General features: G+C 41.0%; 23 protein-coding genes and 1 tRNA gene. 16 read left to right on the top strand and 8 right to left on the bottom strand.

Annotation, left to right across the window (positions count from 1 at the left end; translation table 11 throughout):
• Window positions 1-4: 4 nt before the first annotated feature.
• Window positions 5-1,477, bottom strand: coding sequence for a ketol-acid reductoisomerase (gene ilvC, locus QNM16_RS19020; RefSeq protein WP_284021921.1), 1,473 nt, complete (start codon window positions 1,475-1,477; stop codon window positions 5-7).
• A gap of 128 nt (window positions 1,478-1,605) precedes the next feature.
• Between ilvC and ilvY the strand changes: the two genes are divergently transcribed.
• From ilvY to QNM16_RS19050, 6 genes are all read left to right on the top strand, one after another.
• Window positions 1,606-2,499: an HTH-type transcriptional activator IlvY gene (ilvY, locus tag QNM16_RS19025; protein ID WP_284021922.1), complete on the top strand. Its 894-nt coding sequence runs from the start codon at window positions 1,606-1,608 to the stop codon at window positions 2,497-2,499.
• Between the two features lie 64 nt (window positions 2,500-2,563).
• A complete protein-coding gene (locus QNM16_RS19030) occupies window positions 2,564-3,271 on the top strand; it encodes a winged helix-turn-helix domain-containing protein (protein ID WP_284021923.1) in 708 nt (235 codons plus the stop codon).
• Window positions 3,272-3,568: 297 nt separating this feature from the next.
• Window positions 3,569-5,377, top strand: a complete 1,809-nt coding sequence (locus QNM16_RS19035) for a DUF4856 domain-containing protein (RefSeq protein ID WP_284021924.1) — start codon at window positions 3,569-3,571, stop codon at window positions 5,375-5,377.
• A gap of 87 nt (window positions 5,378-5,464) precedes the next feature.
• Complete coding sequence (locus QNM16_RS19040; protein WP_284021925.1) at window positions 5,465-6,763, top strand: imelysin family protein; 1,299 nt, start codon at window positions 5,465-5,467, stop codon at window positions 6,761-6,763.
• On the top strand, window positions 6,756-8,975 hold the full coding sequence (locus tag QNM16_RS19045; RefSeq protein ID WP_284021926.1) for a TonB-dependent receptor family protein: 2,220 nt from the start codon (window positions 6,756-6,758) through the stop codon (window positions 8,973-8,975). Before QNM16_RS19040 ends, QNM16_RS19045 begins: the two co-directional genes overlap by 8 nt.
• An 83-nt stretch (window positions 8,976-9,058) precedes the next feature.
• The gene (locus QNM16_RS19050) at window positions 9,059-10,036 is read left to right on the top strand and encodes a sterol desaturase family protein (RefSeq protein ID WP_284021927.1); all 978 of its coding nucleotides are present in this window, start codon (window positions 9,059-9,061) and stop codon (window positions 10,034-10,036) included.
• A 73-nt stretch (window positions 10,037-10,109) separates the two neighbouring features.
• Here the strand turns inward: QNM16_RS19050 and QNM16_RS19055 are convergent, their stop codons facing one another.
• Together QNM16_RS19055 and QNM16_RS19060 are read right to left on the bottom strand one after the other, a co-directional pair.
• Complete coding sequence (locus QNM16_RS19055) at window positions 10,110-10,394, bottom strand: hypothetical protein (RefSeq protein ID WP_284021928.1); 285 nt, start codon at window positions 10,392-10,394, stop codon at window positions 10,110-10,112.
• 289 nt (window positions 10,395-10,683) lie between these two features.
• Entirely contained in the window at window positions 10,684-12,252 is a 1,569-nt protein-coding gene (locus QNM16_RS19060; protein WP_284021929.1) for a cation:proton antiporter domain-containing protein, read from the bottom strand.
• A gap of 201 nt (window positions 12,253-12,453) precedes the next feature.
• Between QNM16_RS19060 and QNM16_RS19065 the strand changes: the two genes are divergently transcribed.
• Window positions 12,454-13,197, top strand: coding sequence for a sporulation protein (locus QNM16_RS19065; protein WP_284021999.1), 744 nt, complete (start codon window positions 12,454-12,456; stop codon window positions 13,195-13,197).
• Between the two features lie 20 nt (window positions 13,198-13,217).
• A complete protein-coding gene (locus QNM16_RS19070; protein WP_284021930.1) occupies window positions 13,218-13,664 on the top strand; it encodes a GNAT family N-acetyltransferase in 447 nt (148 codons plus the stop codon).
• Between the two features lie 46 nt (window positions 13,665-13,710).
• Here QNM16_RS19070 and QNM16_RS19075 read toward each other — a convergent pair whose 3' ends face one another.
• The 4 genes from QNM16_RS19075 to QNM16_RS19090 all read right to left on the bottom strand — a co-directional run bounded on the left by QNM16_RS19075 (window position 13,711) and on the right by QNM16_RS19090 (window position 18,325).
• Complete coding sequence (locus QNM16_RS19075; RefSeq protein ID WP_284021931.1) at window positions 13,711-15,057, bottom strand: sodium-dependent transporter; 1,347 nt, start codon at window positions 15,055-15,057, stop codon at window positions 13,711-13,713.
• A gap of 201 nt (window positions 15,058-15,258) precedes the next feature.
• Window positions 15,259-16,572 carry a sensor histidine kinase gene (locus QNM16_RS19080; RefSeq protein ID WP_284021932.1) on the bottom strand — a complete coding sequence of 438 codons (1,314 nt, stop codon included), beginning with the start codon at window positions 16,570-16,572 and terminating at the stop codon, window positions 15,259-15,261.
• Window positions 16,573-16,670: 98 nt separating this feature from the next.
• Entirely contained in the window at window positions 16,671-17,378 is a 708-nt protein-coding gene (locus QNM16_RS19085) for a response regulator transcription factor (RefSeq protein WP_284021933.1), read from the bottom strand.
• Window positions 17,379-17,521: 143 nt separating this feature from the next.
• Window positions 17,522-18,325, bottom strand: a complete 804-nt coding sequence (locus QNM16_RS19090; RefSeq protein ID WP_284021934.1) for a hypothetical protein — start codon at window positions 18,323-18,325, stop codon at window positions 17,522-17,524.
• 225 nt (window positions 18,326-18,550) lie between these two features.
• On the opposite strand from QNM16_RS19090, the gene QNM16_RS19095 reads away from it, so the two are divergent.
• Window positions 18,551-19,705: a serine hydrolase domain-containing protein gene (locus QNM16_RS19095; RefSeq protein WP_417710265.1), complete on the top strand. Its 1,155-nt coding sequence runs from the start codon at window positions 18,551-18,553 to the stop codon at window positions 19,703-19,705.
• Window positions 19,706-19,724: 19 nt separating this feature from the next.
• Here QNM16_RS19095 and yhbY read toward each other — a convergent pair whose 3' ends face one another.
• Window positions 19,725-20,021, bottom strand: coding sequence for a ribosome assembly RNA-binding protein YhbY (gene yhbY / locus QNM16_RS19100; RefSeq protein ID WP_284021935.1), 297 nt, complete (start codon window positions 20,019-20,021; stop codon window positions 19,725-19,727).
• 84 nt (window positions 20,022-20,105) lie between these two features.
• On the opposite strand from yhbY, the gene rlmE reads away from it, so the two are divergent.
• The 7 genes from rlmE to QNM16_RS19135 all read left to right on the top strand — a co-directional run bounded on the left by rlmE (window position 20,106) and on the right by QNM16_RS19135 (window position 26,361).
• Window positions 20,106-20,735 carry a 23S rRNA (uridine(2552)-2'-O)-methyltransferase RlmE gene (rlmE, locus tag QNM16_RS19105; protein WP_063360652.1) on the top strand — a complete coding sequence of 210 codons (630 nt, stop codon included), beginning with the start codon at window positions 20,106-20,108 and terminating at the stop codon, window positions 20,733-20,735.
• A gap of 67 nt (window positions 20,736-20,802) precedes the next feature.
• Complete coding sequence (ftsH, locus tag QNM16_RS19110; protein WP_284021936.1) at window positions 20,803-22,740, top strand: ATP-dependent zinc metalloprotease FtsH; 1,938 nt, start codon at window positions 20,803-20,805, stop codon at window positions 22,738-22,740.
• A gap of 178 nt (window positions 22,741-22,918) precedes the next feature.
• Window positions 22,919-23,764 carry a dihydropteroate synthase gene (folP, locus tag QNM16_RS19115; RefSeq protein ID WP_284021937.1) on the top strand — a complete coding sequence of 282 codons (846 nt, stop codon included), beginning with the start codon at window positions 22,919-22,921 and terminating at the stop codon, window positions 23,762-23,764.
• On the top strand, window positions 23,761-25,101 hold the full coding sequence (glmM, locus tag QNM16_RS19120) for a phosphoglucosamine mutase (RefSeq protein WP_284021938.1): 1,341 nt from the start codon (window positions 23,761-23,763) through the stop codon (window positions 25,099-25,101). Before folP ends, glmM begins: the two co-directional genes overlap by 4 nt.
• Before the next feature lie 79 nt (window positions 25,102-25,180).
• A complete protein-coding gene (gene tpiA / locus QNM16_RS19125; RefSeq protein WP_284021939.1) occupies window positions 25,181-25,924 on the top strand; it encodes a triose-phosphate isomerase in 744 nt (247 codons plus the stop codon).
• Window positions 25,925-25,928: 4 nt separating this feature from the next.
• The gene (gene secG / locus QNM16_RS19130; RefSeq protein ID WP_284021940.1) at window positions 25,929-26,267 is read left to right on the top strand and encodes a preprotein translocase subunit SecG; all 339 of its coding nucleotides are present in this window, start codon (window positions 25,929-25,931) and stop codon (window positions 26,265-26,267) included.
• Window positions 26,268-26,275: 8 nt separating this feature from the next.
• Window positions 26,276-26,361: transfer RNA gene (locus QNM16_RS19135), tRNA-Leu, on the top strand.
• The last annotated feature ends 258 nt before the right edge of the window (window positions 26,362-26,619 follow it).

Below are 26,619 nucleotides of genomic sequence, written 5' to 3' on the forward strand. Positions count from 1 at the left end.
TGGTTTATACAATTCGTTTCATGGCAGACATGTAGCCTCGCAATTCTGTACCAACAACCTCAACAGGGTGGTTCCGAACTGCGCTGTTTACAGCTATAAGTTTCTGATTATCAACATAGTTGTCAGTATTGCTTAAACCTGCACCGATTACGTCACTGCTAATATTCTCCATGAATGGCTTCAGCAGTGGTAGGCAAGCATGGTTGTACAGGTAGCACCCATATTCGGCGGTATCAGAGATGGTTCTATTCATTTCGAAAAGTTTTTTACGTGCAATTGTGTTAGCAATAAGTGGCGTTTCGTGTAAAGACTCGTAGTAAGCTGACTCTTCGATGATCCCCGCAGCGGTCATAGTCTCAAAAGCCAGCTCAACGCCCGCTTTGACCATAGCAACCATTAAAATACCTTTATCGAAAAACGTTTGCTCTGATATATGCTGTTCAGTATTAGCTTGTTTTTCAAAAGCGGTTTCAGCTGTTTCAGCACGCCATGTAAGTAACTTCGCATCATCCTCTGCCCAATCAGCCATCATGCCACTGGAAAATTCACCACTGATGATGTCATCCATATGCTTGTTATAAAGTGGTGCCATAATCGTTTTGAGCTCTTCACTGAGTTCAAACGCTTTGATTTTTGCAGGGTTAGACAGTCTATCCATCATATTTGTAATGCCACCATGCTTGAGCGCTTCGGTGATCACTTCCCAGCCATATTGAATTAATTTAGACGCATAGTCTGGCGCGATGCCTTGTTCAACCATCTTATCAAAGCACAGAAGTGAACCGGTTTGTAACATACCACACAAAATAGTTTGCTCGCCCATTAAATCAGACTTCACTTCGGCGATGAAAGATGAATGAAGCACACCCGCTCTATGTCCACCTGTGCCAGCTGCATAGGCTTTTGCTTGTGCTAAACCTTTGCCTTCGGGATCATTTTCTGGGTGAACAGCAATGAGGGTTGGTACACCAAAACCACGTTTATATTCTTCTCTTACTTCAGTACCTGGGCACTTAGGCGCAACCATGATTACTGTAATGTCTTCTCGAACTTGCATACCTTCTTCAACAATATTAAAGCCGTGTGAATAAGCCAGTGTTGCACCTTGTTTCATCATGGGCATCACTGCTGTTACAACGGCTGAGTGTTGTTTGTCTGGCGTTAAGTTGAGTACTAAATCCGCGGCTGGAATGAGGTCTTCGTAGTTACCAACAACAAAGCCATTATCACTGGCATTAAGAAATGATTGTCTTTTTTCATCTATTGCAGATTGTCTAAGAGCATAAGATACATCCAACCCAGAATCTCTCAGGTTAAGGCCTTGGTTTAGCCCTTGCGCGCCACAACCTACAATCACCAACTTTTTGCCTTTTAATGCGTCTACACCGTCATTGAACTCTGAGGGGTCCATAAACTTACATTGTGCCAATTGAGCCAGTTGCTCACGTAATGGTAAAGAGTTGAAATAATTCGCCATGTCAGATCCTGCTTTGTCGTCTTAATGTGATTTGTTTGTGTTAAAACTAAGATAGTGAGATCTAGTACTTGCGTAAAATGATATATTTAAACTATTGTATTTCATATTTTGAAATGTAGAACCCATAGATGGATCATAAACAACTTAACTACTTCTTGGCTTTGGCAGACACGTTGCATTTCTCACGTGCAAGTGAGCGCTGCTACATAAGCCCACCGACATTAAGTCGTCAAATTAAGCAGTTAGAAAATGAGGTAGGCGCACCGCTTTTTATTAGAGATAACCGTAGTGTTTCTTTAACACCTCAAGGCAAGGCATTCGTTCATTATGCGCAAGCAACATTAGCAAGTTGGCGTCAATTTAAAAGTGAATGTCAAGATGACTCTCAACCATTAACGGGAGAGCTTAGTCTATACTGCTCTGTTACAGCATCATATAGCTTTATCTATGATCTTTTTGCGCGTTACCGTAAGGAGTTTCCTCAAGTAGAATTAAATTTGATGACGGGCGATCCAGCTTACTCTCTTTCTCAAGTACAAGGTGATTTGGCAGATGTTGCTGTGGCGGTTAAACCTGCCTCACTCCCTCAAGGGCTTGAGTATCAATCGATAGGCCGTTCTAGGCTGGTTTTTATTGCTCCAACAATGGCATGCCCCTTAACGGAGTTGTTGGATAAGCATAATAAAAGTGACTTGCCATGGGGAGAGTTGCCTTTCATAGTACCAGAGCAAGGAGTGCTTAAGGAGAGAATCGACAATTTTTTTAAACGTATGTCGATCCAGCCTCAAGTGTATGCGCATATATCTGGGCATGAAGCCATGGTTGCAATGGCCAGTTTGGGTTTTGGTGTAGCATATATTCCAGAGATCGTTTTGTCACAAAGTCCATTTAAAAACCAAGTTCAGCAATTAAATTTGCAATCTGAAGAAATAGATATTGGCTTAGTGACAAAGAAAAAACGACTTCAAGATCCGGTAATAAATAAATTGTTTTCAGTATCTTTAGGAATATTTAATTCGTAAAGCTGATGTTCAGGTAAGAGGAGTAGACTCGCAAAAAATAAGGTGTATTGAACAGGGGTAGGTAGTGCATACCGTACTGATCGCAGAGAGTAAAAGTAACAGTTTGGCTGTGCCACAAGCTGCACTTCAAGATCAAGGATTTGATGTGCAAACGATGGTTTTAGAAAATTTAGACCATGTTAATCAAAAAAGTCGTAAAGGAATGGTAACTAGTATTGTGATTGATCAGACTATCGCTACCAGCGCAAAATTCGACACCATAAATACTTTAAAAAGTTATTATCAAGTACCGGTTTTGGTATCTGTAGAAGACAACAATGATGATATTCAGAGCTTACTGCTTGAACTCGGTGCTGATGATGTGATTGCGACTCATGCCAAACCTCGGCTTTGGCGCGCGCGTCTTGATGCTATGCTCAGAAAGTACAAACTCTTTAAATTGCAGCATAATTGCATTAATGGCAAAGATCTGTCATTTGGCGAATTGACCATAAAGGGAGAAGAGCGAACAGTGTTGCTTGGGGATCAGCGTGTGAGTTTGACAACGCACGAATTTGATCTAATTTGGTTATTGGCGTCTAAAGCCCCTAAAGTAGTTAGTCGCGAGGAAATTTATGAGAAGATCATCGGGCAAGATTATCAAGCCAACAGCCGGACTATAGATGTACGAGTTTCTTGTCTTCGTAAAAAGCTTGGAGATAATGCTACTAGCCCACAAAAGATAAAAACTGTTTGGCGTCAAGGATATCTCTTTGTAAAAGAAGCATGGTAATTTTTATAGTTCGAATTTTTCGAACTATAAATCAACCAAACCCTGTGAAAAATATATAACAAAATATTCTATAATTTGTATTTTATTTATTAAATCCCTTTTAAAACAGTTTGTTACAAAATATTTCAGATTTAATGCTATTGACTCTCATTTTCTCTTCTATATTTAGTCTTAACTCTACCTGTCAATTTGTATACTTTTGACAACGCAAATAATATTGATTGCTATTTAGGTAAGTGTATACTTTGTCCCGTTAAGAAAATGCAAATACAAATAATTTTCATAGGAAGACGTCTAATGGCATTAAGAAAGTCTCTGCTTGCAACTGCAGTTTTAGCAGCAACAGTTGGTTTAACCGGTTGTGGTGGCTCTAGTAGCGATAACAACACAGTAACAACTCCAGAAACACCTACAACACCAACAACTCCAACTACGCCTTCAAATAAAGCGCCAACGATTACTGCTGAAAGCGCATCAATTGTTGAAGATACATTAGGCGCTGAAGTTACAGGTGTTGTTTTTGAAGATGACAGCGATGAAGCAAGTGCATTAACTTACACTGTTAGTGACGGTCGTTTTGAAATTGTTGAAGGTAAGCTAAAACTTAAAGCTGCTAATACTTTAAACTTCGAGCAAGAAGCTGAACAAAAAGTGACATTAACAGTGTCAGCTACAGATTCAGCTGATGAGAAAGTCGAGCAAGAGATCACTGTATCTATCTCAGATATCGATGCTGTTGCTGGTGTAAACGTATATGAGTTTAAAAACACAGCGGGTGACTCATCTGTTGCATATTCAGGCCAAGTTTCTCGTCAAGCAACCATTTTAGAAGTTAAAAAGCTTTTAGGTACGCTTAAAACGGGCACTGATGGTATCAATGATGCACAAGAGCTAAGAGATATCGTAGCAAAAGCACGTGTACTACTTAACCCTCAAGACGGTGACGTTGCATTTTTAGATAACAAACTGGATTTCCTTCCAGACACTGCGGAGCAAACGACGTTAGGTTTAATTTCTTCAGTGAAGAAAGTACTTGGTGAAGGCGGTAAAATTGCAGGTCGCGATACAACTTACATGAACAAGGCGTGGCAAGACGACGGCTCATTGGTTGGTTGGACTGACTTTGGTAAGCAAGCGTCAACACCTGAGGGTCTAGTACTTCATTATTTAGATTTAATTGATGCACAAATTGAAAAGTTTGCAAATGGTGAGCAGTTATCAGCAACACATAATGGCACAACGATCAACTTGAGCTCTCTATATATCACGCCAGAAGGTTTAGACCTTGTTCAATTAGTACAAAAGCATTTAAATGGTGCTGTGGCGCTTTCGCAAGGTGCAGATGACTATCTTGATGAGCTACTAATCGGTGAAAAGTCTGCAGACAATACAAAACTTGCTGACGGTAAGTCTTATACTGAGCTTGAGCACAAATTTGATGAAGGTTATGGTTACTTCGGTGCTGCAACTCACTATTTAGAGTACAGTGATGAGCAGATCTCAAGTGCTGCTTTCCACGACACAAATGAAAACGGCACTATTGACCTTCTAACAGAGTACAACTTCGGTAACTCTACAAATGCCTCTAAGCGTGATAAAGGTACTGCAGGCAACGCTAACCCAACTGATTTCTCTGGTGCTGCACAACTTGCATTCATCCAAGGTCGTAAATTAATTACCGACAACTTTGAAAAGAATGTTGCAGATTGGTCACCTGAAGATCAAGAGAAGATTGAGATGTACCGTGACCAAGCGCTTCTTAACTGGGAAAAATCAATTGCTGCAACGGTTATTCACTACATCAACTACACGATTGCTAAAGAAGATGGCAACCTAACGCAGATTGCATCTGGTGATTTTGATGCAGGTAACTTCGAGAAGCTTGCAAAATACTGGGGTGAGATGAAAGGCTTTGCATTGAACTTCCAATTCAACCCTCATTCACCAGTGACACCTGCACAATTTGCTGAAATTCACACTCTTATGGGTGATGCGCCTAAGCTAGCTGCTGCTGACGTGCCTGATTACATCAAGGATCTAGAAAAAGCACGTGCTATTATTGCTGAAGCTTACAGTTTTGATGAGCAAAATGTTGCTGAGTGGTAATAACTTACTTCGTTAATGAAAGAAAGGTTAGTTACGTATGTAGCTAACCTTTTGTTGTATTTATAGGTATCAATTAAGAGAGACATAATGAGAGTCTTATCCCCTTTAAGTGCGGTGGCTGTTGCTGTCACATTGCTTTTAAGTGGCTGTGGTGAGAGTAGTTCGAGCACTGCAGGTTCGGAGTTTGCTGGTGCTAATGGTTCAAATGGGCCGACGACGCCAACCACACCAACCACACCAACAACACCAACGACACCAACGACTTTTGATGAAGCCGCGTTAGTGTCTAATTTGGTAAATAATGTCCTCACACCAGCACTTGTTCAATTTGATGAATTTGCCAAAGCACAGAAAACGCAAATAGGTCAGTACTGTGTAGCTGAAAAAGCGCAAAGCACAGAGTCTGCTGATTTACATGAAAAAGCGAAAGACAGTTGGCGAGCAGCGATGGCCAGTTGGCAATACGTTGAAATGATGCAGGTTGGCCCAATCTTAACTAACGGTAAGGAGCTAAAGGGCAATATTTACTCATGGCCTGCAGGTGGGGCACTTTGTAATATTGACTTAGATATTGTTTATCATGACGATGGTGTCATTAATGGCAATGCAAATAATCCGTATAATATTAAAAACCGTACCACTGACCGCAAAGGTCTGATCGCGATTGAACATGCGTTATTTAATACCAATTACGATCATAACTGTACGACTGTTAATGATGCACTAACGCCGTGGAACGGAAAAACCATTAATGAGAGAAAAGTTGCACGTTGTGAGTTTGCTAGCACGGTTGCTGGCGACATTGTAGATAACAGTGCTGAAATCTTATCTCGTTGGCAAGGCGACAGTGGCTTTGCAAGTCAATTGATTAATGCGGGCAATTCAGGTTCACAATTTGACTCAGCACATACTGCATTGAATGAAATTTCAAAAGCCTTATTTTATATGACCAAAGAGCTGAAAGATCAAAAGTTAGGTGAGCCACTGGGTTTATTTACGAACAGTTGTGGTTCTAATATTTGTCCACAGGATGTGGAGTCTGACATCTCTGAGCATTCAAAAGAAAACTTACTTGCTAATATCCGCGCATTTAGACAGATTTTTACCGGAGAAGGCAGTAACGCGGATAATACTCTCGGCTTTGACGACTTCTTAGATGCAGAGCAAGGCTCTGATGTGAAACAACGTATGTTGACTGGGTTAGATGAAGCGGAAGCTGCATTATTGGCAATCGATGGTTCTTTAAAAGACGCGGTTGAAAACGATACGGCTTCTGTAACGAACGTACATGACAAGGTCAAAGATGTGACCGATGAGCTTAAAAACGACTTCATCAATAAGCTAGCCTTAGAACTACCTCAAACATCGGCAGGTGATAATGACTAAGTACACTCGTATGAATAAATCATTACTGGCAATGGCAGTTGCTGTTGCATTACCAAATGCTTACGCTGAAGAAGCAGCGAAAGATGATATTGAACACATTCAAATCATCAGTCACTATGACAAGCTAAGAACAGAAGCTGGCTCTGCGACACTACTTACAGAAGAGCAGTTAGGCGAGTACGAGTATGATGATATACATCGCGTACTTTCTTCTGTACCTGGTGTGAATATTCGTGAAGAAGACGGTTATGGGCTTCGTCCGAATATTGGTTTTCGTGGTGTGACGCCAGAGCGCAGTAAAAAAATTACGATTATGGAAGATGGCGTTTTAATTGGCCCTGCACCTTATTCTGCGCCAGCGGCCTATTACTTCCCACAAACAACCCGCATGACAGCAGTTGAAGTCTTTAAAGGGCCAGCTGCTATCAAGCATGGTCCACAAACCATCGCGGGTGCACTTAATCTTGTGACGCGTTCAGTGCCTGAGTTTACTGAAGGTGCAATTGATATTGCTGCTGGTGGTGATGGTTATACTAAGGCGCACGGTTATTTTGGCTCAGTAGTGAACAACGTTGGCTTTTTATTTGAAGCTGTTAACGTTCAAGCGGATGGCTTTAAAGAGCTTGATGGTGGTGGTGATACGGGGTTTGATAAAAATGACTTCTTAGCCAAGTTTAACTATCGGTTACAACAAGGAGACTTTGAGCATAATTTTGGTCTGAAATTGAGCTATGCAGACGAAGTATCTGACGAAACATACTTGGGTTTAACAGAAGCTGATTTTGCAGAAAACCCTTATCGTCGTTACGCTGCAACAGCACCTGCTGAAATGGACACTGAACATCAACAGGTGATGTTTACGCATAGTATGAGTAGTGACAACTTGAGCTTAACTACACGTTTGTATCGCAACGATTACGAACGCGCGTGGCTGAAGTTAAATAGCATTGAAGGTAAATCACCTCAGGAAATTTTGTTAAATCCAGAGGCAGAAGATAATCTCCGTTTGTTTGAGATCCTAAAAGGTGAGCAAGACTCAATCGTACCTGGTGCAGCAAACTTTTTAACCATGGGTACAAACGATAGAGAATACTACTCTCAAGGCTTGCAAATTGATGGTGACTTTACATTCAAACTATTTGATTTTGCTCATGAGTTGTCGTTTGGTGTGAGACTCCACGAAGATGAGATTGAACGTAAGCACTTTGAAGAAAGCTATGAGATGAAATCTGGCGTTTCAACCTTGGTTGAAAACAGTAAGCGCTTTACAACTCTTAACACTGAACACACAGAAGCTTTATCTGTGTATGTTGAAGATAAAGTGAAGTTTGACGCTTTAACTTTAGGTGTGGGTGTGCGTGGTGAGCTTATGGACATGCATTACCAAAATAATAATAATGCAAATGATTGGCTTGATAAAACAACTCGTATCTGGCTACCAGGCTTAAGTGGTTTCTATCAGCTGAGTGAAGATGCAGGTTTATTGTTTGGTATTCACCGTGGTTTTTCACCAGCATCGCCAGCACAATCTTCAGAAATTGAAATTGAAAAAAGCACAAACTATGAATTTGGCGGCCGATTTAACGATGGCGTAACTGAATTTGAAGTGGTGAGCTTTTTCAACGACTATAGCAATTTAAAAGAAAGCTGTGGTCAGTCTAACTGCGGAGATAGCACGCAACAAGATGCAGAGTTTAATGGTGGCGCAGCCCATGTATATGGTCTTGAAGCGCAGTTCTCTCAGCGTTATCCTTTAAACTTACAATTAGATATACCTTACAGCTTGGTGTACACCTATACCAAAGGTGAGTTTAAAAATGATCGCCGTACAACCTTCGCCCAATGGGGTGAGGTAAGAAATGGCGATCCACTGCCATATTTACCTGAGCATCAGGTGAGCTTTAATATTGGCTTGAGCGCGGAGAAGTGGCGTACATCTTTGGCAGTTAAGTACATTGGCGCTATGCCAGAAGCTGCGGGCCGAAGTTGGACTGAGGGGACGCAAGAGTTTACTCTTTACCTAGAAGGGCAAGAAGTACCATCTTCGACAACAGTTGACTTATCAGCAAGCTACGACTTCGATAACTACGGTCAAGTATACTTAAAAGTAGATAACCTGCTTGATGAAGATAAAATTGTGAGCCGTAGACCATACGGTGCGCGCCCAGGTAAGCCTAGACAGCTTACAGTAGGGTACAAATATCAGTTTTAATTGATATTGTAGTAAACAGTTTTAACACTATTAAGGCCGCGTTACGTGGCCTTTTTTGAATAAAATTGGAGTGAGTAAGTTTAATGATAGAGACGATTTGGCAAAGTGTATCTACCTTGCCAGGATATTTAGTTGATGCCAATAAGCGTATTTTTTGGCTGTACTTAGCATCGGCTGTGGTGATGGCGTCTTTCGTTTATTATGCAACTAACCAGTCACGTTCTCTTAAGGGGTTTTGGCACTTTTTGTTTCCTCGGTCGGTTTGGCTTCACAATAGCGCCAAGCAAGATTATGGATTGTTTGTTATTAATCGAATCATTAAAGCACTGACTTTTACGCCTATTGTGCTGACGATGGTGCCAGTAGCTATTGGTATTTCTGATGCGCTTGAAACATTATTTGGTCCGTCCCTCCATCTGCAATGGCCTCCGTTTATTGTGGTTGGTGTATTTACATTGATGCTATTTATTGTTGATGATTTGACTCGCTATTTACTTCATTTGGCATTACATAAAATCCCTTTTTTATGGGAAATTCATAAAGTACACCATTCGGCTAAGGTGCTTACCCCATTTACTATTTATCGTTCTCATCCTGTAGAAAGTTATTTTTACGCCTGCCGTATGGCACTTACACAGGGAATTGTGGTGGGGCTTGGTTATTTCTTTTTTGGTTCAGCGCTTAGTATGTTTGATATTTTGGGCGCAAATGTATTTGTTTTTGTGTTTAACATTTGTGGCTCGAATCTCCGTCACTCACATATTTGGTTTAGTTGGGGTGATAAACTGGAAGGGTGGGTGATTAGCCCTGCACAGCATCAAATTCACCACAGTGACAATCCTAAGCATTTTGATACAAATATTGGCTCAGCACTTGCTATATGGGACCGTATGGCTGGGAGTTTAATACGCGCTTCAGAGGCTAAAGGTATTTCTATTGGTGTTGGTAAATATGACGCTGGTCATGATTCTTTGTGGGCGATTTATTATAAGCCTGTGGTTGAGGCATTTAAGGTACTTCTACCAAAGTGGTTTATTCGGAAAAAGCAAGATAATCAGTAGGAAAGAAGGTAGGCTGGCGACGGGCATGGCCAGCCTATTTTAGGAGAGAGTAGGCTCTCCAAAAAGCGGTTGCTTAGTGCATGACGCGTGTAGATGCGCGATAAAACCCGAGATCATTGAGTTTTGCAATCAGGCTTGGGTCATCTAAACGTTCTGGTGTCGATTCACTACGTAAAAAGTGATCGTCAGGCACAGCATGTAAATCTAACATTTTCTGAAATAAAATATTACGAATTGCCAGCGCTGTCATACCCGAGTCTTGGATATCATCTAAGCGTTTTTGTATATCGGCAAACGGGCCTGCATTGACGTCATCAACTGCTGCTGGAAAGTGCGAATTTAACTTATTCTTGCTCATGCAAACCCTCATAAATATTCTTGCTAGAATCCTCGAATGTTCCCAAAAGAGGATACTAAGTATCAGATTTAAGTACAAAAAATTAGAGATGCTCTCTCTAACTGACACAGCCAGTGTACTCTGTTTCGATGTCTAATTACTAACTTCGATGTAAAGTTTTGTAAATCGCACTATTACAAAAAGCGCTAAAAAACGAGGAAGATTTTGGACGTCTAGATGTAACTATATGACAGGGAAATAAAAATAGTTCTTAGTACCTTTTAAGGGTTCTAAGAACTATTTAGGGGATTTAGAATAATTTTTCTTTTACGTGCTCTGCAAAACCACTACCAGCTTCAAGATAGAAGTTATAAGTTGAATGCACACCCATGTCTTCCAGTTCCTTTTGTTGGTCCGGATAGTTGGCAATGGCAGTTACTTGTCCCGTATATCCAGACGCTTGAAGCTGCTCTAATGCGTAAATGTTTTGCATATGCTTTGGCATGGCCAGCATAACCATTTCGACACTAGAGTGATTTACACGTTGCCAAAAGTCTGGATCTGTTGCGTCAGCGAGTAACACTCTACGGCCTCGCTTGATATGTTTGTTGACCACTTCGGGTTTGATGTCTATCCCTGCAACCGAATTAGGATGAGAGCAGTGGATCGTTTCATAAGCACCCGTACCAATTCTGCCCATACCAAAAATGACGATCCGTGTGTCGGTCAAATTAACGGGTAGCTCTTCTTCAAGGCGCTTCGGGCTCTCAAATTTTTGCAATATATGCTCAAATTTGACGTATATTTCATTGGCGCGTTTATTCAATGGTGAGGCCAGAATAAACGTAATTGACACTGCGATGGCGACAACAGCAAGCCAATCAGGTGCAATCAAGCCAGAGCTTGCAGCCACAGCACAGACGATAAGGCCAAATTCACTGTAATTTGAGAGTGTAAAGGCGCTGAGTAGTGAAGTACGTGCGCGCAGTCTGAACATATTCGTCAATACGTAGTAGAGCATGACTTTTACAGGCAATACCAATACGAGCAGCAAGCCAATGAGGAAGGCGTTTAACGAAATACTGGCATTTAAACCGATATTTAAGAAAAACCCGACAAGCAACACGTTTTTAAGGTTCAGTAGGGATTTTGCAAGCTCACTGGCTTTTTTATGTGGTGCGAATATCATACCGATGATCAATGCGCCTAGATCGCCTTTTAGGCCTGCAAATTCAAAGGCATGATAGCCGACGACCAATGCAAAGAAAAAGCCAAATAGAGGCAAGAGCTCCCCGTGTTTGGAACGACTAAGCACCCAAAACATTACTTTTCTAAACACAAATAAACCAGCGATTAACCCAAGTGCCCAAATATTTGGCATTTTTCCGGTACTGATCGCCAAAAAGACGACTGCAAATATGTCTTGCATAACCAAGATACCAATGGCTATCTTACCGTGTAAGCTTGCCATTTCACCACGCTCTTCAAGCACTTTTACAGCAAAAACAGTACTGGAGAAACTAAAAGCAAAGCCAACCAGTAAAGCACTTTGCCAGTCAAGTTCGTTGAATAGAGGTAAATTGAAGACACATAAAAGCAGTAATAGAGAGGCAAAAAAGGCACTACTTAAAACAATATGCAAAGTTGCAGGGGCCCATACTTGCGGCTTTACCAAGTTTTTCACTCGCAATTTTAACCCGATACTGAATAACAGTATTGTGACACCTAGGTCAGCCAATTGAGAGAGCAGAGGTGTTGTTTGTTGGCCCATCAGGTTGAGAATAAACCCAGCCATCAAGAATCCTATCAGAGGTGGTAGCTTTAATTGATAAATTGAAAAACCACACGCGAAAGCAATTGCAAAATAAAGTAGTTCCATAAGTTACGCTGGTAGTGTTTGGTGAATCGATTCTATCAAATCGAGCTAGTTTATGAATCTATATTGGACAAAAGTGTGCAGCATGATGTACTTGATGTATTCAACAAGGCTATATTTATCAAAAATAGACAGATTTTCACTGACAAGCTGTAATAAATGTGTTTAAGATGCCTTAACGGAACATCCTCGAGAGGAGTAATGATGTTTAAAAAACTCTTAGCATCTGTCGGAGTAGGTGCAGCAAAAGTAGATACTGTATTAGAAACGGAACATTTACACCCTGGTCAAAAGTTTCAAGCACAAATTATCGTGATGGGCGGTGATGTAGAACAAGAAATTTCAGGTTTAGAGCTCGCCTTAATGACCAAGGTAAAGGTTGAGAATGATGATGGCGAGTATTTCACAAACCATGTTATTGAAAAGTGGCGTCTTCCAGAAGAGTTCACAATCTCTCCTGGTGAGCAAAAAGTAATTCCTTTTGAAGCGCGCCTGCACTCTGAAACACCAATAACGCAAATTAATGCGCCATACAATCATTGTCATGTTTGGCTTGAAACTGGCTTAGATATAGATCTAGCGCTTGACCCATCAGATAAAGATGCACTGCATGTCTATCCTAATGAAGCGGTGAAAGCAGTGTTGAGTGCAATGGATAAACTTGGTTTTCAATTGGTTAAAGCAGATGTTGAAAAAGGGTATTTGCGTGCTTCAAGCTTCCAGTCAATTTCGGGTTGCTACCAAGAAATTGAATACCGTCCAAGCAGTCGTTCGGTATTTGGATTACAAGAAGTTGAATTATCCTTTGTACCTGAAGCTCATAAAACTCATGTACTAATTGAGCTGGACCGTGCTTTTCGAAGTGATGGTTATGTAGATTTAACGATTGAACATGATCAAGTCAACTTGTCGCGTATTTGTGACCAGTTAGAACGATTATTTGCTTAATTTAAAGCACAATGTCGCCAATGACAGAGTTTAAAACCAAATCATTCTATGAGCTCAGTCATGATGAGCTCTTTCTTGTCTTTAAGCTACGCGTTGATATTTTTGTTGTTGAGCAGCAATGCCCTTACCCAGAAATTGATGAAATAGATCGAGTGTCATCTACACAGCATATTTTGTTGTGTGATGATGCAGAAGTTAAAGCTTACGCTCGGTGTTATTTGAAATGTAATGGTGCAGCTGCAATCGGACGCGTTTTAATCTCACCAGCATCAAGAGGCGATGGTATCGCATATGCCTTGATGCAAAAGTCTATCGAGACTTGCCAGTCTCACTACCCAGATAAAAAGATAGAAATATCTGCCCAGACTTACCTGCAAGCTTTCTACCAAAAACTTGGATTTAAGAGTGTAGGTGCAGCTTATCTAGAAGATGGTATTGAGCACATTGATATGCAATACACTCAGTAATATTTAGCTTAATAAGATAATTAAGAAAGGCGCATATGCGCCTTTCTTATAGTGAATTAATAAAGACTATGGCGATTGCCAGCGGACAGACAAACTTAATATACCAAGGCCAAATCTTCCAAAAGAAGCTGCTTTCTACAGACTCATTACCTTCTTTTATGGCATTGAGCAGTTTTCCTCTGTGCCAGATCCAACCTGCGAAGATACAGCACAGCATGCCGATTAACGGTTGAGAAAATTGTGTTGTTACTTGCACTACAAAGCCAAACAAGCTGTTGAAGTTTAATATGATAGTGACGCTTACTACACTGACAATCACACCTATTAGCCTTGTCGCATGAACTCGTGCAAGAGCGAATTTCTCAACTACATAGGAAACCGGTGCTTCTAACATTGAAATAGAGCTGGTGAGTGCAGCGATGCTCATCAGTGCGAAGAAAGCAAAGCCAATAAAAATACCGATGCCGCCCATACTGTCAAACAAAGCAGGAAGCACTTGGAAAACAAGCGTATCTTCAGAAAGTAGCTCACCTGTTTGTGAGAATATTTCGACACCTTGCGCCTGTGCAACGTACATGGCTGGTATGATCAGCATGCCTGCAACAAATGCAATGAATACATCAATAAGCGTAACATAAGCGCCAAGAGAAACTAAATTTTCTTGTTTACTGATGTAAGAACCGTAAATGATCATCACGCTGGTACCTAGTGATAATGAGAAAAATGCTTGTCCAAGCGCACTAACTAATAAGTTTGGATCTAAGATTGAACTGAAATCTGGTACTAAATACGCCTTCATTCCTTCCATTGCACCGTCTTGAGTTAATACATACCCAATTAATGCAAACAGGATGAATAATAGCGCAGGCATAAGGCGTTTTGACCATTTTTCTATACCGTTTTCAACACCTTTACTAATAATGGCGACAGTGAGAAGAATAAATACGGCTGTAAAAATCAGGTTCCTTGATAATGACTGCTCACTAAGCCATGAGGTGGCCGATTCACTACCGCTAATTACTGCGATAGGCTCCAGAGTTGCACTGAACATCCAACCTGCTACGATTGCGTAAAAGCTTAGAATTAAGCCTGAACAAATAATACCACCGAAACCAACGATAAACGCAAAGCGTTTTTGTGCCGAGTTATTTGCCAGTTTTTGTAAAGAGGCTACTGCATTTGCTTGACCATGACGGCCAATCACTAGTTCAGCCATCAAAGCCGGATATGCAAGGCAAAAAGCTAGCACTAAATAGGCTAGTACAAACGCAGCTCCACCATTACTTGCCGTTTGTGTGGGAAACCCCCAAATATTGCCTAGACCTACTGCAGATCCTGCAGCAGCCATTATAAATCCAAACCGAGAACTAAACTCTCCTCGAATACTGCTCATGTTTTTATCTTTCTCTTTTTTTGAAGACGGCCGCAACAATCTACTGTAATTGAGGCGAAATAAAAAGGTTTATCTGCACTGATCTGGCACAAGTTTTTGGTGGAAAAAGTAGCGTAGAGTTCAGTATCCATTATTTCTTATTAAAAGCCTTCTCAACTGTCTGTTTTATTTGCACTATTTTCGATTGTCTAATGGTTATTGTCAGTCACTCTGTACAGTTTGAGAGACTGCTTTACAGGGGAGAATTAATGTAAATTTTGCGCCTCCGAGTAGCTCAGAGCGGCTTACAGAAGCTTTACCATGATGCCAGTCGACAACTTTCAAAACAATTGCAAGACCCAAGCCATAACTTTTTCCGGCTCTGTTACGGTGACCTTGTTCTTGAAAAAATGGATTAAAAACTTTACTCCAGTTTTCAGGCTCTATACCCGGCCCATCGTCTTCTACGGTAATTTCTATTTCATGGTCGTGTAATTTTGCGCTGATAAATAATTGCATGTGAGCAAAATCACAGGCATTACTGAGGAGGTTGGAAACAGCACGAGCTAGCCAATGTAGATCCGCTTCCATTATGAGGTCAGGCTGCACTGAGGTATTTGCTGTAAGTCCGTTTTTTGACATTTTAGGATGCATTTGGGCGACAATGTCCGAGATGTAACCTTTTAACGTAATGGGCTCAAACTTCAATAGGTGAGATTTTTGTTCCAAGGTAGCGAACGATAGATAGCTGGAAAGCATATCTTCCATTTGATCTAAATCTTTTTCCATGCGCTCAAGCAAATGGTGTATCTCATCAATATCATCTTCTTCTAGTGCAGCATCGAATCCAAATCTTAAACAGGCAACTGGGGTCCTTATATCATGTGACAGGCTAGAGGCCATTAGCTTGTTTTCGGCAAGCAGCTTTTCAATTTGATTAGCCATTCGGTTAAACGTGAGTTCAACATCTTTAATGTAAGTAAAGTGATTGACTTCGATTCTTGTGTCTAAATTTCCACTTGCAAACTGTTTTGCTGCGTGAGTAAGTACTGATAGTCTTTTTGCGAGTGGTGCCAGTACAAACCACATAAATGCACAAACACCGGAATAAAAAGCTAAGGTAAGTAGTACATCATAACTATTGCTTTCTGGTGGTTTTTCTAATTGTAATTCTATGTAATCGGGTTTGATCGCGGGTGTAGATTTTAGTAAGTAAAAGTACCCTTCGTCAGAATCTATCAGTAGGCCCTGAGGTCGATGCATTTGCTCTGTGAGTTCAGAAGGCAGTGCCAAAGAGGTTCCTGAGTGATATTCGATTTTAAGATCAAAGTCTTCACCCGCTTGCTTAATAAAGTTCGTACGCTCTGAAGTGGGAGTATTTCCAGCTTGGTTCGCAATACCAACAAGTAACTTAGCTTGCCAAAAAAAATTGTCTTCGTCAGGTGTGGTTTGCTCACTGAACGTATCGATGAGCCATCCTAAAAGAATAATAGAGATGATCACACCGGTTAGTAATGAAAGGTATAGCTTTCTCATTATTTAGCTCCAATGAGAGTAACGTAGAGCTGCATTAAACAGAGATATCAAGTATCTGGGATCGTTGTAGCCTAGCTATGATACTAAGCTACTCAATACTACCAAGCAGATGGCACCAATAAATATCCTTTGCCCCAAATTGTTTTAATTTTTTCAGGGTTCTGTGGGTCGTCATCAAATTTCTTACGCAAAGCTGAAATTAGGACGTCTACACTCCGGTCAAGGCCGTCATATTCGCGACCTTTAGTTGCTTTAAATACAGCATCTCTTGAGACGACTTCGCCGGCATTAGAGGCTAAGAAATGAAGCAGTAAGTATTCAGCACTTGAGATAACCACTTCCTTATCAGATACCATCACCTTTCGTGATTGTGTGTCAATTTTAAGGTTGCCGACAGACAACAGCGCACTATTTTTTTGCTCTACATTGCTTGAATCTTGCGCTGCGCGAGCATTAGCTTTTATTCTTGCTAAGAGTGCCCTTGGCCTCACTGGTTTTATTACATAGTCACTTGCACCTACTTCAAGGCCAATGACTTCATCCATTTCTTCATCTTTTGCTGTAAGCATGATAATAGGCTTGTTGTAAAACTGCCTTAATTCCCTGCATACGCTTATACCATCTTGTCCCGGCAGCATGATATCAAGTAAAACCAAGTCTGGGTTGAATTGCTTAACCATCGCCACAACTTCATCGCCTCGATGACAGCATTGTGTCTTATAACCTTGATTATTTAAATAATCGGCAACCCATTGTGCGAGAGACTCATCATCCTCTACCAGTAAAATAGTTCCGTATTGCTCCATAAACAAGCTCCTTTAAATCGCATAAGCGCAGACCCAAATGTAGCGCTTACTTTTGATACAATCATACTAACTTTATATTTCAACAGCGCCAATTATAATTATTGTCGGCGCGAAAAATGTAATGAAGTGTATGAGTTTGTTGATTATTGCACGTTTAACTTATCAATAAGGCCCTTCGTTAGTTTCAGTTGCATTTTAGTAGTGAGTGCGCTGACTTCGTCTTTCTCACATGCTCCAGCGACCTTGATAAGTGGTGTTTGCGTCGGTTTCACGATGTACTTTGGGATATTAATTGCTGTCTGATACCTTTGTTGCCTAGCTTTATCAGTATTTTGTTCTGCAATAAATTCAATAATATCTTTTTCGTTAGTGATACGTTGTGTTTCAGTGAATGTATACTGCATGGGTATGCCTTGAAATCCAGCGCTATCCACAGAGGATTTAGCAAACCAAACAACATCCGATGATTGGTTGTGCGTCAATCGCATGCTCAAAGAAACAACTATATTGCTACATTGTTTTGTCGGCATGGTCTGAGATATTTTCGTAATGTATGGATGGTCGCTGGTTGGTTTGTTAAAAACATAAATTTTATCTTTACCAAAGGTAAGATCGACTTGCTGAATGATCAGGCGATAATCTGTGTTTTCGTGATTGTCAACAATTAGCCCCTTATCGCTTAAAATATTAACTAGCGCATCGTGGAGCTCATCCGTGATTGTGACTTTATTTGTATCTATGTATACGGAATCTAATTTTTTGACGGGATGTGCAGGCAATTGAACCGATTTTATACGGGCAGATTCTAATTCACTGCTGTAGCTTATTTGGAATATAGACTTTTGTAATAGTGGTTTTGGAGGCATACGCAGCTTAGGTGCAAGTGGTTGTGAAAGCATACAACCTGTAAGCCCTGTTAAAGCAATAGCGCCTATGATTACTCGCATTATTAAATACCTCAAATTACTTTTCTTTATTATCATGTAAAGTCACCGTGCTAAATTCTACCTTGTAATCATGAGTCACATATAGTCTAAAAATGTTCAAGATTGTAACTAGTTATATTATGTAACTTTTATTCTACAAAAAGATTAGCGGTTTAAATCAATCTGTGTCGTGAGACAGCGACTTACGTGATACCATAACATCGCGTGTTAATGAACTGAGTCATTATGAAGTCACTATTTATATTTTCAAAATGCTTAATGTTGATGGTTTTATCTCAGCCTGTAAAAAGTAATGAGATAGACAGAGCCAAAGCGTGGGAGCATTTTGTAAACGACTATTCTAAGCAAGTACAGCGAAAACTAAAAGAAAAATCGGTACCGGGTGCAGCTTTGAGTATCACCCATATGGAGTTTGGCGACTTAGCCAAAGGTTACGGGCGCACTAAAGTCAAAAACGGGAAGAAAGTTAATGGCAGAACTCGTTTTCGATTAGCATCGGTTTCGAAAACATTTGCAGGATCTCTGACGGCTAAATTGGCAGCTGAAAACCGTGTAGATTTGGATAAGTATGTTGCTGACTACCTGCCAATCTTCTTAGATAGTCAATACTCCACATTGCGAGTTTATCACTTATTAAGCCATTCGAGTGGTTTAGTACCCAATGCCTATGACAATCTTATTGAATCGCGAATGTCCTACCAGGACATTTACCCTAGGCTATTGAAAGTTGAGAGCCTTTGTAAGCCGGGTATTTGTTATGGCTATCAAAATGTTATGTTCAGTTTAGTCGGTAATGTCATTGAACAAGCTACTGGTTTGAGTTATGAAACCTGGCTAAATGAATTTATGTTTAAGCCACTGGGTATGAAAGATGCTGGCCTTGGGTTTGAACACATGACGAGCAATGATAACTATGCATTGCCGCATGTTAAAGGGAGAAAGAACTGGCATACTGCAAGACTTAAAAAGCATTATTACAAAGTCGCGCCTGCGGCTGGTGTTAATGCAAGCGCCGAAGATATGGTCACTTGGTTGAAGGCACAACTGGGCGCATACCCGAGTGTTTTATCGCTAGATGCTTTAACGATTCAATCTCGCCCATTCACTCGAACAAAACGTGAGCTCAAGCGCAGAGTATGGCGCAAGTATGTTGATCATGCACACTACGGGTTGGGGTGGCGGATATATGATTTTGAAGGCGAAACGTTATATTACCATAGTGGCTGGGTACAAGGTTATAGAACAGACGTCGTTGTGATCCCATATTTGGGAATTGGGTTTAGCTTACTGCTTAACGCAGAGAGTGGTGTTATTAATCAGCTAACTACAAACTTTATTCGTGACGCAATTGCAGTCGCTAGGGGAGCAGAGCCGCGTTAGCGGCTCTATTAAATAATGATTAGTTGCGAGGAAGAATAATTTTCTTCTCATCGCTCTGACGATAAAGTACTAAAATATGACCGATCGATTGAACTTTATGCGCGCCAGTTTCGCGGATAATGGCATCGAAAATCAGTTGCTTGGTTTCACGGTCATTAGTAGGGACTTTAACTTTGATCAATTCATGGATTTCTAAACATTGTTCAATTTCTAACAATACGCCCTCTGTTAAGCCGTTACCACCGAGTAAAACGACAGGTTTAAGAGCGTGAGCTAACCCTTTCAGGTGCTGCTTTTGTTTATTTGATAAAGTCATATTGGTACAATTTACTAAATTAAGGCTTGAATTCTCGTTATTCTAACGCCATCTAAAGAAGATTACTAATGAGTTACAGTGAATATGGCAAATAAAAAACATTCAGCGAGTTCTAAACGCTGGTTAAAAGAGCATGTAGATGACCCTTTTGTTCATGAAGCACAAAAGCGTGGTTATCGCTCACGGGCTGTATTTAAGCTTGAAGAGATACAACAGCGAGACAAATTAATCCGCCCAGGTATGCATGTTGTGGATTTGGGAGCTGCACCAGGAAGTTGGTCGCAGTATTTGGCTGAGCAAGTTGGTGATAAAGGAGAGGTTATCGCATGTGATATTCTCCCAATGGACTCGTTGCCGGGTGTTGCATTTTTACAAGGCGATTTCCGTGAAGAGAGCGTACTTGAGGCATTGTTAGATCGTATTGGTGGAAAAAATATTGATGTAGTTTTTTCAGATATGGCACCAAACATGAGTGGAAACAATGTGATAGACCAAGCTGGTAGTATGTATTTGGTTGAGCTAGCTTTAGATATGTGTCATCAAGTGCTGAAATCTAATGGTGCTTTTGCAGTCAAAGTTTTCCAAGGGGAAGGGTTTGATCAATTTGTACAAGAAGTACGTAATGCATTTAAAGTTGTAAAGATCCGTAAACCAAAAGCGTCTCGACCTAGATCACGTGAAGTATATATAGTGGCGACAGGATACAAACTGTAGTACAGTTGAGGTGCATTAAAGATGATTTTAAATAAATTGGATACAAGAGGTTAACCCCTTGAGCGATATGGCGAAGAACTTAATTCTCTGGTTAGTCATTGCAGTAGTGCTTATGACTGTGTTTCAGAGTTTCAATGGTGGCGAGCAAATTGATCGTCAAACAAGTTACACTCAGTTTGTAAAAGAAGTACGCAGTGGGGCGATCAGAGAAGCAAATATTGATCGTACGGCTGGTACTATTTCAGGGACAAAAAGTAATGGTGAACGTTTTCAAACAATCATGCCATTATATGATGAAGACCTAATTAATGATTTGCTAAAAAATGATGTAAACGTGAAAGGCGTTGCACCAGAAGAGCAATCGTTCTTGGCGAATGTGTTCATTTCATGGTTCCCAATGTTGCTGTTAATCGGTGTATGGATTTTCTTCATGCGTCAGATGCAAGGCGGTGGTGGTAAAGGCGCAATGTCGTTTGGTAAAAGTAAAGCTCGTTTGATGAGTGAAGACCAAGTCAAAACGACGTTTGCCGATGTAGCTGGCTGTGATGAAGCAAAAGAAGATGTAACAGAGCTTGTTGATTTTCTACGTGACCCGTCAAAATTTCAGAAGCTTGGCGGTAATATCCCTAAAGGGGTATTAATGGTAGGTCCTCCTGGTACAGGTAAAACGCTACTTGCGAAGGCAGTTGCTGGTGAAGCAAAAGTGCCTTTCTTTACAATTTCTGGTTCAGACTTTGTAGAGATGTTTGTTGGTGTTGGTGCATCGCGTGTTAGAGATATGTTTGAGCAAGCTAAAAAGGCAGCGCCATGCATAATCTTTATCGATGAAATTGATGCCGTTGGACGCAAGCGTGGAGCTGGTATGGGTGGTGGTCACGATGAACGTGAGCAGACACTAAACCAAATGTTGGTCGAGATGGATGGTTTTGAAGGCAATGAAGGTATTATCGTGATTGCCGCGACAAACAGACCTGACGTTTTAGACCCAGCTCTATTGAGACCTGGACGTTTTGACCGTCAAGTTGTTGTAGGCTTGCCAGATGTTAGAGGCCGTGAGCAAATTCTTAACGTTCATATGCGTAAAGTGCCATTAGACTCAAATGTTGAGGCATCTTTGATAGCGCGTGGAACACCAGGCTTTTCAGGTGCAGACCTTGCTAACTTGGTAAATGAAGCTGCATTGTTCGCTGCGCGCGGAAACAAACGCAAAGTGAGCATGGCTGAATTTGATGCTGCAAAAGACAAAATTATGATGGGCGCAGAGCGCAAATCAATGGTGATGTCTGAGAAAGAAAAAGAAATGACGGCATACCACGAAGCAGGTCACGCAATTGTTGGACGCTTAGTTCCAGAGCATGATCCTGTTTATAAAGTATCTATAATCCCTCGCGGACGTGCACTTGGGGTGACTATGTACTTGCCTGAGCAAGATCGCGTTAGTCATTCAAAAGAACACTTAGAGTCGATGTTATCTAGCTTGTATGGTGGTCGTATAGCTGAAGCCATTATCTATGGTGATGATAAAGTAACGACCGGCGCAAGTAATGATATTGAACGTGCAACTGATATTGCCCGTAAGATGGTAACACAGTGGGGTCTTAGCCCTGTACTAGGGCCACAAATGTACATGGAAGAGCAAGGCGAAATGTATATGGGTGGTGGTAGCTCAAGATTGGCTGGTGTGTCTGATGAGACAGCAAAATTGATTGATGCTGAAATCAAGAAATTTGTAACCAACAACTATGATAGAGCGGAACAAATCCTCAAAGACAATATGGACATACTCCATGCAATGAAAGATGCGCTAATGAAGTATGAAACGATTGATGCAGGACAAATTGACGACTTGATGGAGCGTAAAGAGGTACGTCCACCAAGAGATGCACATGACCGTAAGCCAGACCAAGATAGTGGTTTGAATGGTGGTGCTTCAGCAACTCAAGTTGAAGAATCTAGTGCAGAAATTCCATCTCAATCAAATACAGAGCTTGATGATAAGCCTTAATCAAAGGTAAAATAGCACTGTAGGAATTCAGGCCTCGAGCTTTCTCGGGGCCTTTTTGTATCTTTTATTTACTTTACACCTGTTTATTTCTAGCTAACTTTATTTTTAGTGAATCTAATCAATAATCTGGAAGGGCCAGTTAAAGTATGCTTAGATACAATTAGCAGGAAGGTAACACATGTTTCAACTTTCATTACCCCGAGGTCGCACTTTAGACCTTTCTAGCCCGCATATAATGGGCATCGTAAATACAACTCCAGATTCATTTTCTGATGGCGGCAAGAACTACAAAAATGATAGCGCTGTCATAAATTCGCTTTCATTGCTCGAAGAGGGCGCAACTATTCTTGATATTGGTGGAGAGTCCACTAGACCTGGCGCGTCTGATGTTACGTTAGACGAGGAGCTTGAGCGCGTTATTCCTGTTATTGAACGAATAAGAGCGCAGTCAGATTGTGTTATTTCGATAGATACCAGCAAAGCTGAAGTGATGCGCCAAGCGTTATTGGCTGGTGCAGATATTATTAATGATGTTCGCGCTTTACGCGAAGAAGGGTGTTTATCTGTCGCTTCGCAATTTCCAGATGCACCCATTTGCCTGATGCATATGCAGGGTCAGCCTAGAACGATGCAGCAAGCACCTAAATATGGGCATCTTATAAATGATATTAAAGACTTTTTTCATAAGCGTATTGATGCCTGTGTAGAGGCTGGGATCGATCGTTCTAGATTAATACTCGACCCAGGTTTTGGCTTTGGAAAATCGCTTCAACACAACTTCGAGTTACTTGGTAAGTTTCATAAATTTGCAGATTTTAATTTGCCTGTGTTGGCGGGGTTGTCGCGTAAATCAATGTTCGGGAATTTATTAAATCGGGATACAAGTGAGCGCTTGCCGGCAAGTTTAGCTGGTGCTTTATTGTGTGCACAGCAGGGCGCACATATTCTTCGCGTTCACGATGTAAAAGAAACCAATGATGTGCTGCAGGTGTGGTCTGCAGCAAAGCATGGAGTAATTAAATGACAACAAGAAAGTATTTTGGCACAGATGGCGTGAGAGGACTTGTAGGTGAGTTTCCTATTACACCAGAGTTTGCCTTAAAGTTAGGTTGGGCTGCGGGCAAAGTTTTATCTAAGTCGGGCACGAAAAAAGTAATCATCGGCAAAGATACGAGAATTTCTGGCTATTTATTAGAAACTTCTCTAGAAGCGGGATTAATTGCGGCTGGTATTGATGTGGTTTTACTTGGCCCGATGCCAACACCAGCTGTTGCGTATTTAACGCAAACTTTCAGAGCTGAGGCAGGTATTGTTATTAGCGCATCACATAACCCTTATCACGATAATGGAATTAAATTTTTTGGCGGTAATGGCAAAAAATTAGATGATGCTGTAGAGCTTGAAATTGAAGCCATGCTTGATGAGCCGATGACGTGTGTACCTTCTGAACAACTCGGTAAGGCACGTCGCTTGGATAGTGCAAGTGGCAGATACATTGAATTTTGTAAGAGCCAATTCCCTAAAGAGTACTCTTTAGAGGGGTTAAAAATAGTTTTGGATTGTGCCAATGGTGCTACGTATCATATAGCGCCTTCGGTCATGCAAGAACTAGGTGCAGAAGTTATTGCGACAGCATGTGAACCTGACGGCACAAATATTAATGCGCAGTGTGGTGCAACACACGTAGATGCGCTTAAGCGCCAAGTACTGGAACACAAAGCTGATGTGGGCATTGCGTATGACGGTGATGGTGACCGCGTGATGATGGTTGATCATAACGGGCGTGTTTTTGACGGCGACGATATTGTGTATATTGCAGCACTACAAGCCAAGTTTAACGACACGCTTAAAGGTGGAGTTGTCGGGACTGTTATGTCTAATATGGGCTTGGAAAATGCCCTTAAAGCGCAAGATATTCCTTTCTTACGCAGTAAAGTTGGTGACCGCTATGTGCTAGAGCTGCTTATTCAAGAAGGCTGGAACATTGGTGGTGAAAGCTCTGGTCATGTATTAAATCTTGATTTGATAGCCACCGGTGATGGCATTATTTCTAGCTTGCAAGTGCTGGCAGCTATGGTTGCCCAAAATAAAACACTTAAAGATTTGGGCGCTGGTTTTACCAAGTATCCAATGAATATGATCAATGTACGTTATGCCAAGGGCACAGACCCTGTTAGTAATGAAGCAGTACAAGCTGCTGTAAAAGATGTAGAAGCTAAACTTGATGGTAAGGGAAGAGTGCTACTCCGTAAGTCAGGTACAGAGCCGGTAGTACGTGTCATGGTTGAGGCTGAGCAAGAGAAGCAAGTGATGGATTTCTCTCAGCAAATTGCAGAAGTTGTTGAATCTGTAAGCAATTAAACCAAAAAAGTAAAATTTTTCTTGTAACTTTGGGTGAGTAACGTTAGTATCTCACCCGCTTTCTGACGCGGAGTATCGAATGTTGAAAAGAAAGCCTATAGTGGCGGGCAATTGGAAAATGAATGGTTCAGTAGAACTAGTTCAGTCAATTGCAAACGCAGTTCAAAACGTCAATAATCAAGATGTTGAAATTGTTGTTATTCCACCAACTGCACTATTAAGTAATGTGGTCGCGTCAGGCGTGGTCGCTGGTGTGCAGACTGTTTCAGAGTATGATAAAGGTGCTTACACTGGTGAAGCTCAAGCTTCTTTGGTTAAGTCACTAGGTGCGAAGTACACACTAGTTGGTCACTCTGAAAGAAGAAGTATTTTTGGTGAGTCAAATGAAGATGTAGCCAATAAGTTTGCTCAAGCTCAGGCAAATGAATTAACACCAATATTATGCGTTGGTGAGACAGAAAGCCAAAGAGAACAAGGGCAGACTGAAGAAGTCGTAGCAGCACAAATAATTGCTGTCATAGACAAATTAGGTATAGCTTCACTGGTTAAGTCTGTGATAGCATACGAGCCTGTTTGGGCTATCGGGACTGGTAAAACAGCAACCCCAGAGCAAGCTCAAGCGGTACACAAGTTTATAAGAGATTTAGTGTCAAAGTATGACGCTGAAGTTTCACAAACGCTACAGATACTGTATGGTGGTAGCGTTAATGAAAGTAATAGTGAATTATTGTTCGCACAAACAGATATTGATGGTGGTTTAATTGGAGGCGCGAGCCTTAAACCTGACTCATTTACATGTATCTGTGAGAGTGCAAAAGGATAAGTAAATGTACGAAATTCTTTTGGTTGTCTACTTAGTCGTTGCTTTAGCGTTAGTTGGAATGATTTTGATTCAACAAGGTAAAGGTGCCGACATGGGCTCTTCATTTGGAGCAGGTGCTTCAGCAACCGTTTTTGGTTCGTCTGGTGCAGGCAACTTTATGACAAAAACAACGACAGTACTTGCAACCGTGTTTTTCGTGTTAAGTATTGCTCTGGGTAATCTTACAGCAGGTCAAATTAAACAAACTGACCAATGGGAAAACCTTGAGGCTCCTGCGGCAACTACTGCCCCAGCAGCGACCGACGTACCAGCTTCTAACGAAGACTCGGACGTACCAAACTAAAAAGATTTGCGAATGTGGTGGAATTGGTAGACACGCCATCTTGAGGGGGTGGTGAGCTATGCTCGTGGGGGTTCAAGTCCCCCCATTCGCACCAAATAATAAACCCGTAGCTTATGCTGCGGGTTTTTTGTTTCCAGCGCTTCAAATTTACTTTTTCTTACCGTTTAATTCTGTCTTGTCGCGCATTTTCAAATTATTATTTTCAGTCTTGCTATAAGTTCGTTAGTTTTTTATTGCTTTGTAAATACCTGGTTTTTAAATGGTAATAAATTTGCATATTAATATATTTATGAAGTTTTTATTTCGTTTTATACATTAAATGAGTATAATGACCTTCCAGAGGAAAGAGGTG

Source organism: Pseudoalteromonas umbrosa (genome assembly GCF_030125375.1).
In the GTDB taxonomy this organism is placed as follows: Bacteria; Pseudomonadota; Gammaproteobacteria; order Enterobacterales; family Alteromonadaceae; genus Pseudoalteromonas; species Pseudoalteromonas umbrosa.

What these genes read in the sequence shown, in the direction of transcription:
- QNM16_RS19055 (WP_284021928.1), bottom strand. Translation starts at nt 10,394, where the DNA reads ATGAGCAAGAATAAGTTAAATTCGCACTTTCCAGCAGCAGTTGATGAC.
- QNM16_RS19075 (WP_284021931.1), bottom strand. Translation starts at nt 15,057, where the DNA reads ATGAGCAGTATTCGAGGAGAGTTTAGTTCTCGGTTTGGATTTATAATG.
- QNM16_RS19065 (WP_284021999.1), top strand. Translation starts at nt 12,454, where the DNA reads ATGTTTAAAAAACTCTTAGCATCTGTCGGAGTAGGTGCAGCAAAAGTA.
- folP (WP_284021937.1), top strand. Translation starts at nt 22,919, where the DNA reads ATGTTTCAACTTTCATTACCCCGAGGTCGCACTTTAGACCTTTCTAGC.
- tpiA (WP_284021939.1), top strand. Translation starts at nt 25,181, where the DNA reads ATGTTGAAAAGAAAGCCTATAGTGGCGGGCAATTGGAAAATGAATGGT.
- QNM16_RS19045 (WP_284021926.1), top strand. Translation starts at nt 6,756, where the DNA reads ATGACTAAGTACACTCGTATGAATAAATCATTACTGGCAATGGCAGTT.
- QNM16_RS19080 (WP_284021932.1), bottom strand. Translation starts at nt 16,572, where the DNA reads ATGAGAAAGCTATACCTTTCATTACTAACCGGTGTGATCATCTCTATT.
- yhbY (WP_284021935.1), bottom strand. Translation starts at nt 20,021, where the DNA reads ATGACTTTATCAAATAAACAAAAGCAGCACCTGAAAGGGTTAGCTCAC.
- QNM16_RS19060 (WP_284021929.1), bottom strand. Translation starts at nt 12,252, where the DNA reads ATGGAACTACTTTATTTTGCAATTGCTTTCGCGTGTGGTTTTTCAATT.
- QNM16_RS19050 (WP_284021927.1), top strand. Translation starts at nt 9,059, where the DNA reads ATGATAGAGACGATTTGGCAAAGTGTATCTACCTTGCCAGGATATTTA.
- ilvY (WP_284021922.1), top strand. Translation starts at nt 1,606, where the DNA reads ATGGATCATAAACAACTTAACTACTTCTTGGCTTTGGCAGACACGTTG.
- QNM16_RS19090 (WP_284021934.1), bottom strand. Translation starts at nt 18,325, where the DNA reads ATGCGAGTAATCATAGGCGCTATTGCTTTAACAGGGCTTACAGGTTGT.
- secG (WP_284021940.1), top strand. Translation starts at nt 25,929, where the DNA reads ATGTACGAAATTCTTTTGGTTGTCTACTTAGTCGTTGCTTTAGCGTTA.
- QNM16_RS19070 (WP_284021930.1), top strand. Translation starts at nt 13,218, where the DNA reads ATGACAGAGTTTAAAACCAAATCATTCTATGAGCTCAGTCATGATGAG.
- rlmE (WP_063360652.1), top strand. Translation starts at nt 20,106, where the DNA reads ATGGCAAATAAAAAACATTCAGCGAGTTCTAAACGCTGGTTAAAAGAG.
- ftsH (WP_284021936.1), top strand. Translation starts at nt 20,803, where the DNA reads ATGGCGAAGAACTTAATTCTCTGGTTAGTCATTGCAGTAGTGCTTATG.
- QNM16_RS19085 (WP_284021933.1), bottom strand. Translation starts at nt 17,378, where the DNA reads ATGGAGCAATACGGAACTATTTTACTGGTAGAGGATGATGAGTCTCTC.
- QNM16_RS19040 (WP_284021925.1), top strand. Translation starts at nt 5,465, where the DNA reads ATGAGAGTCTTATCCCCTTTAAGTGCGGTGGCTGTTGCTGTCACATTG.
- QNM16_RS19095 (WP_417710265.1), top strand. Translation starts at nt 18,551, where the DNA reads ATGAAGTCACTATTTATATTTTCAAAATGCTTAATGTTGATGGTTTTA.
- QNM16_RS19035 (WP_284021924.1), top strand. Translation starts at nt 3,569, where the DNA reads ATGGCATTAAGAAAGTCTCTGCTTGCAACTGCAGTTTTAGCAGCAACA.
- ilvC (WP_284021921.1), bottom strand. Translation starts at nt 1,477, where the DNA reads ATGGCGAATTATTTCAACTCTTTACCATTACGTGAGCAACTGGCTCAA.
- glmM (WP_284021938.1), top strand. Translation starts at nt 23,761, where the DNA reads ATGACAACAAGAAAGTATTTTGGCACAGATGGCGTGAGAGGACTTGTA.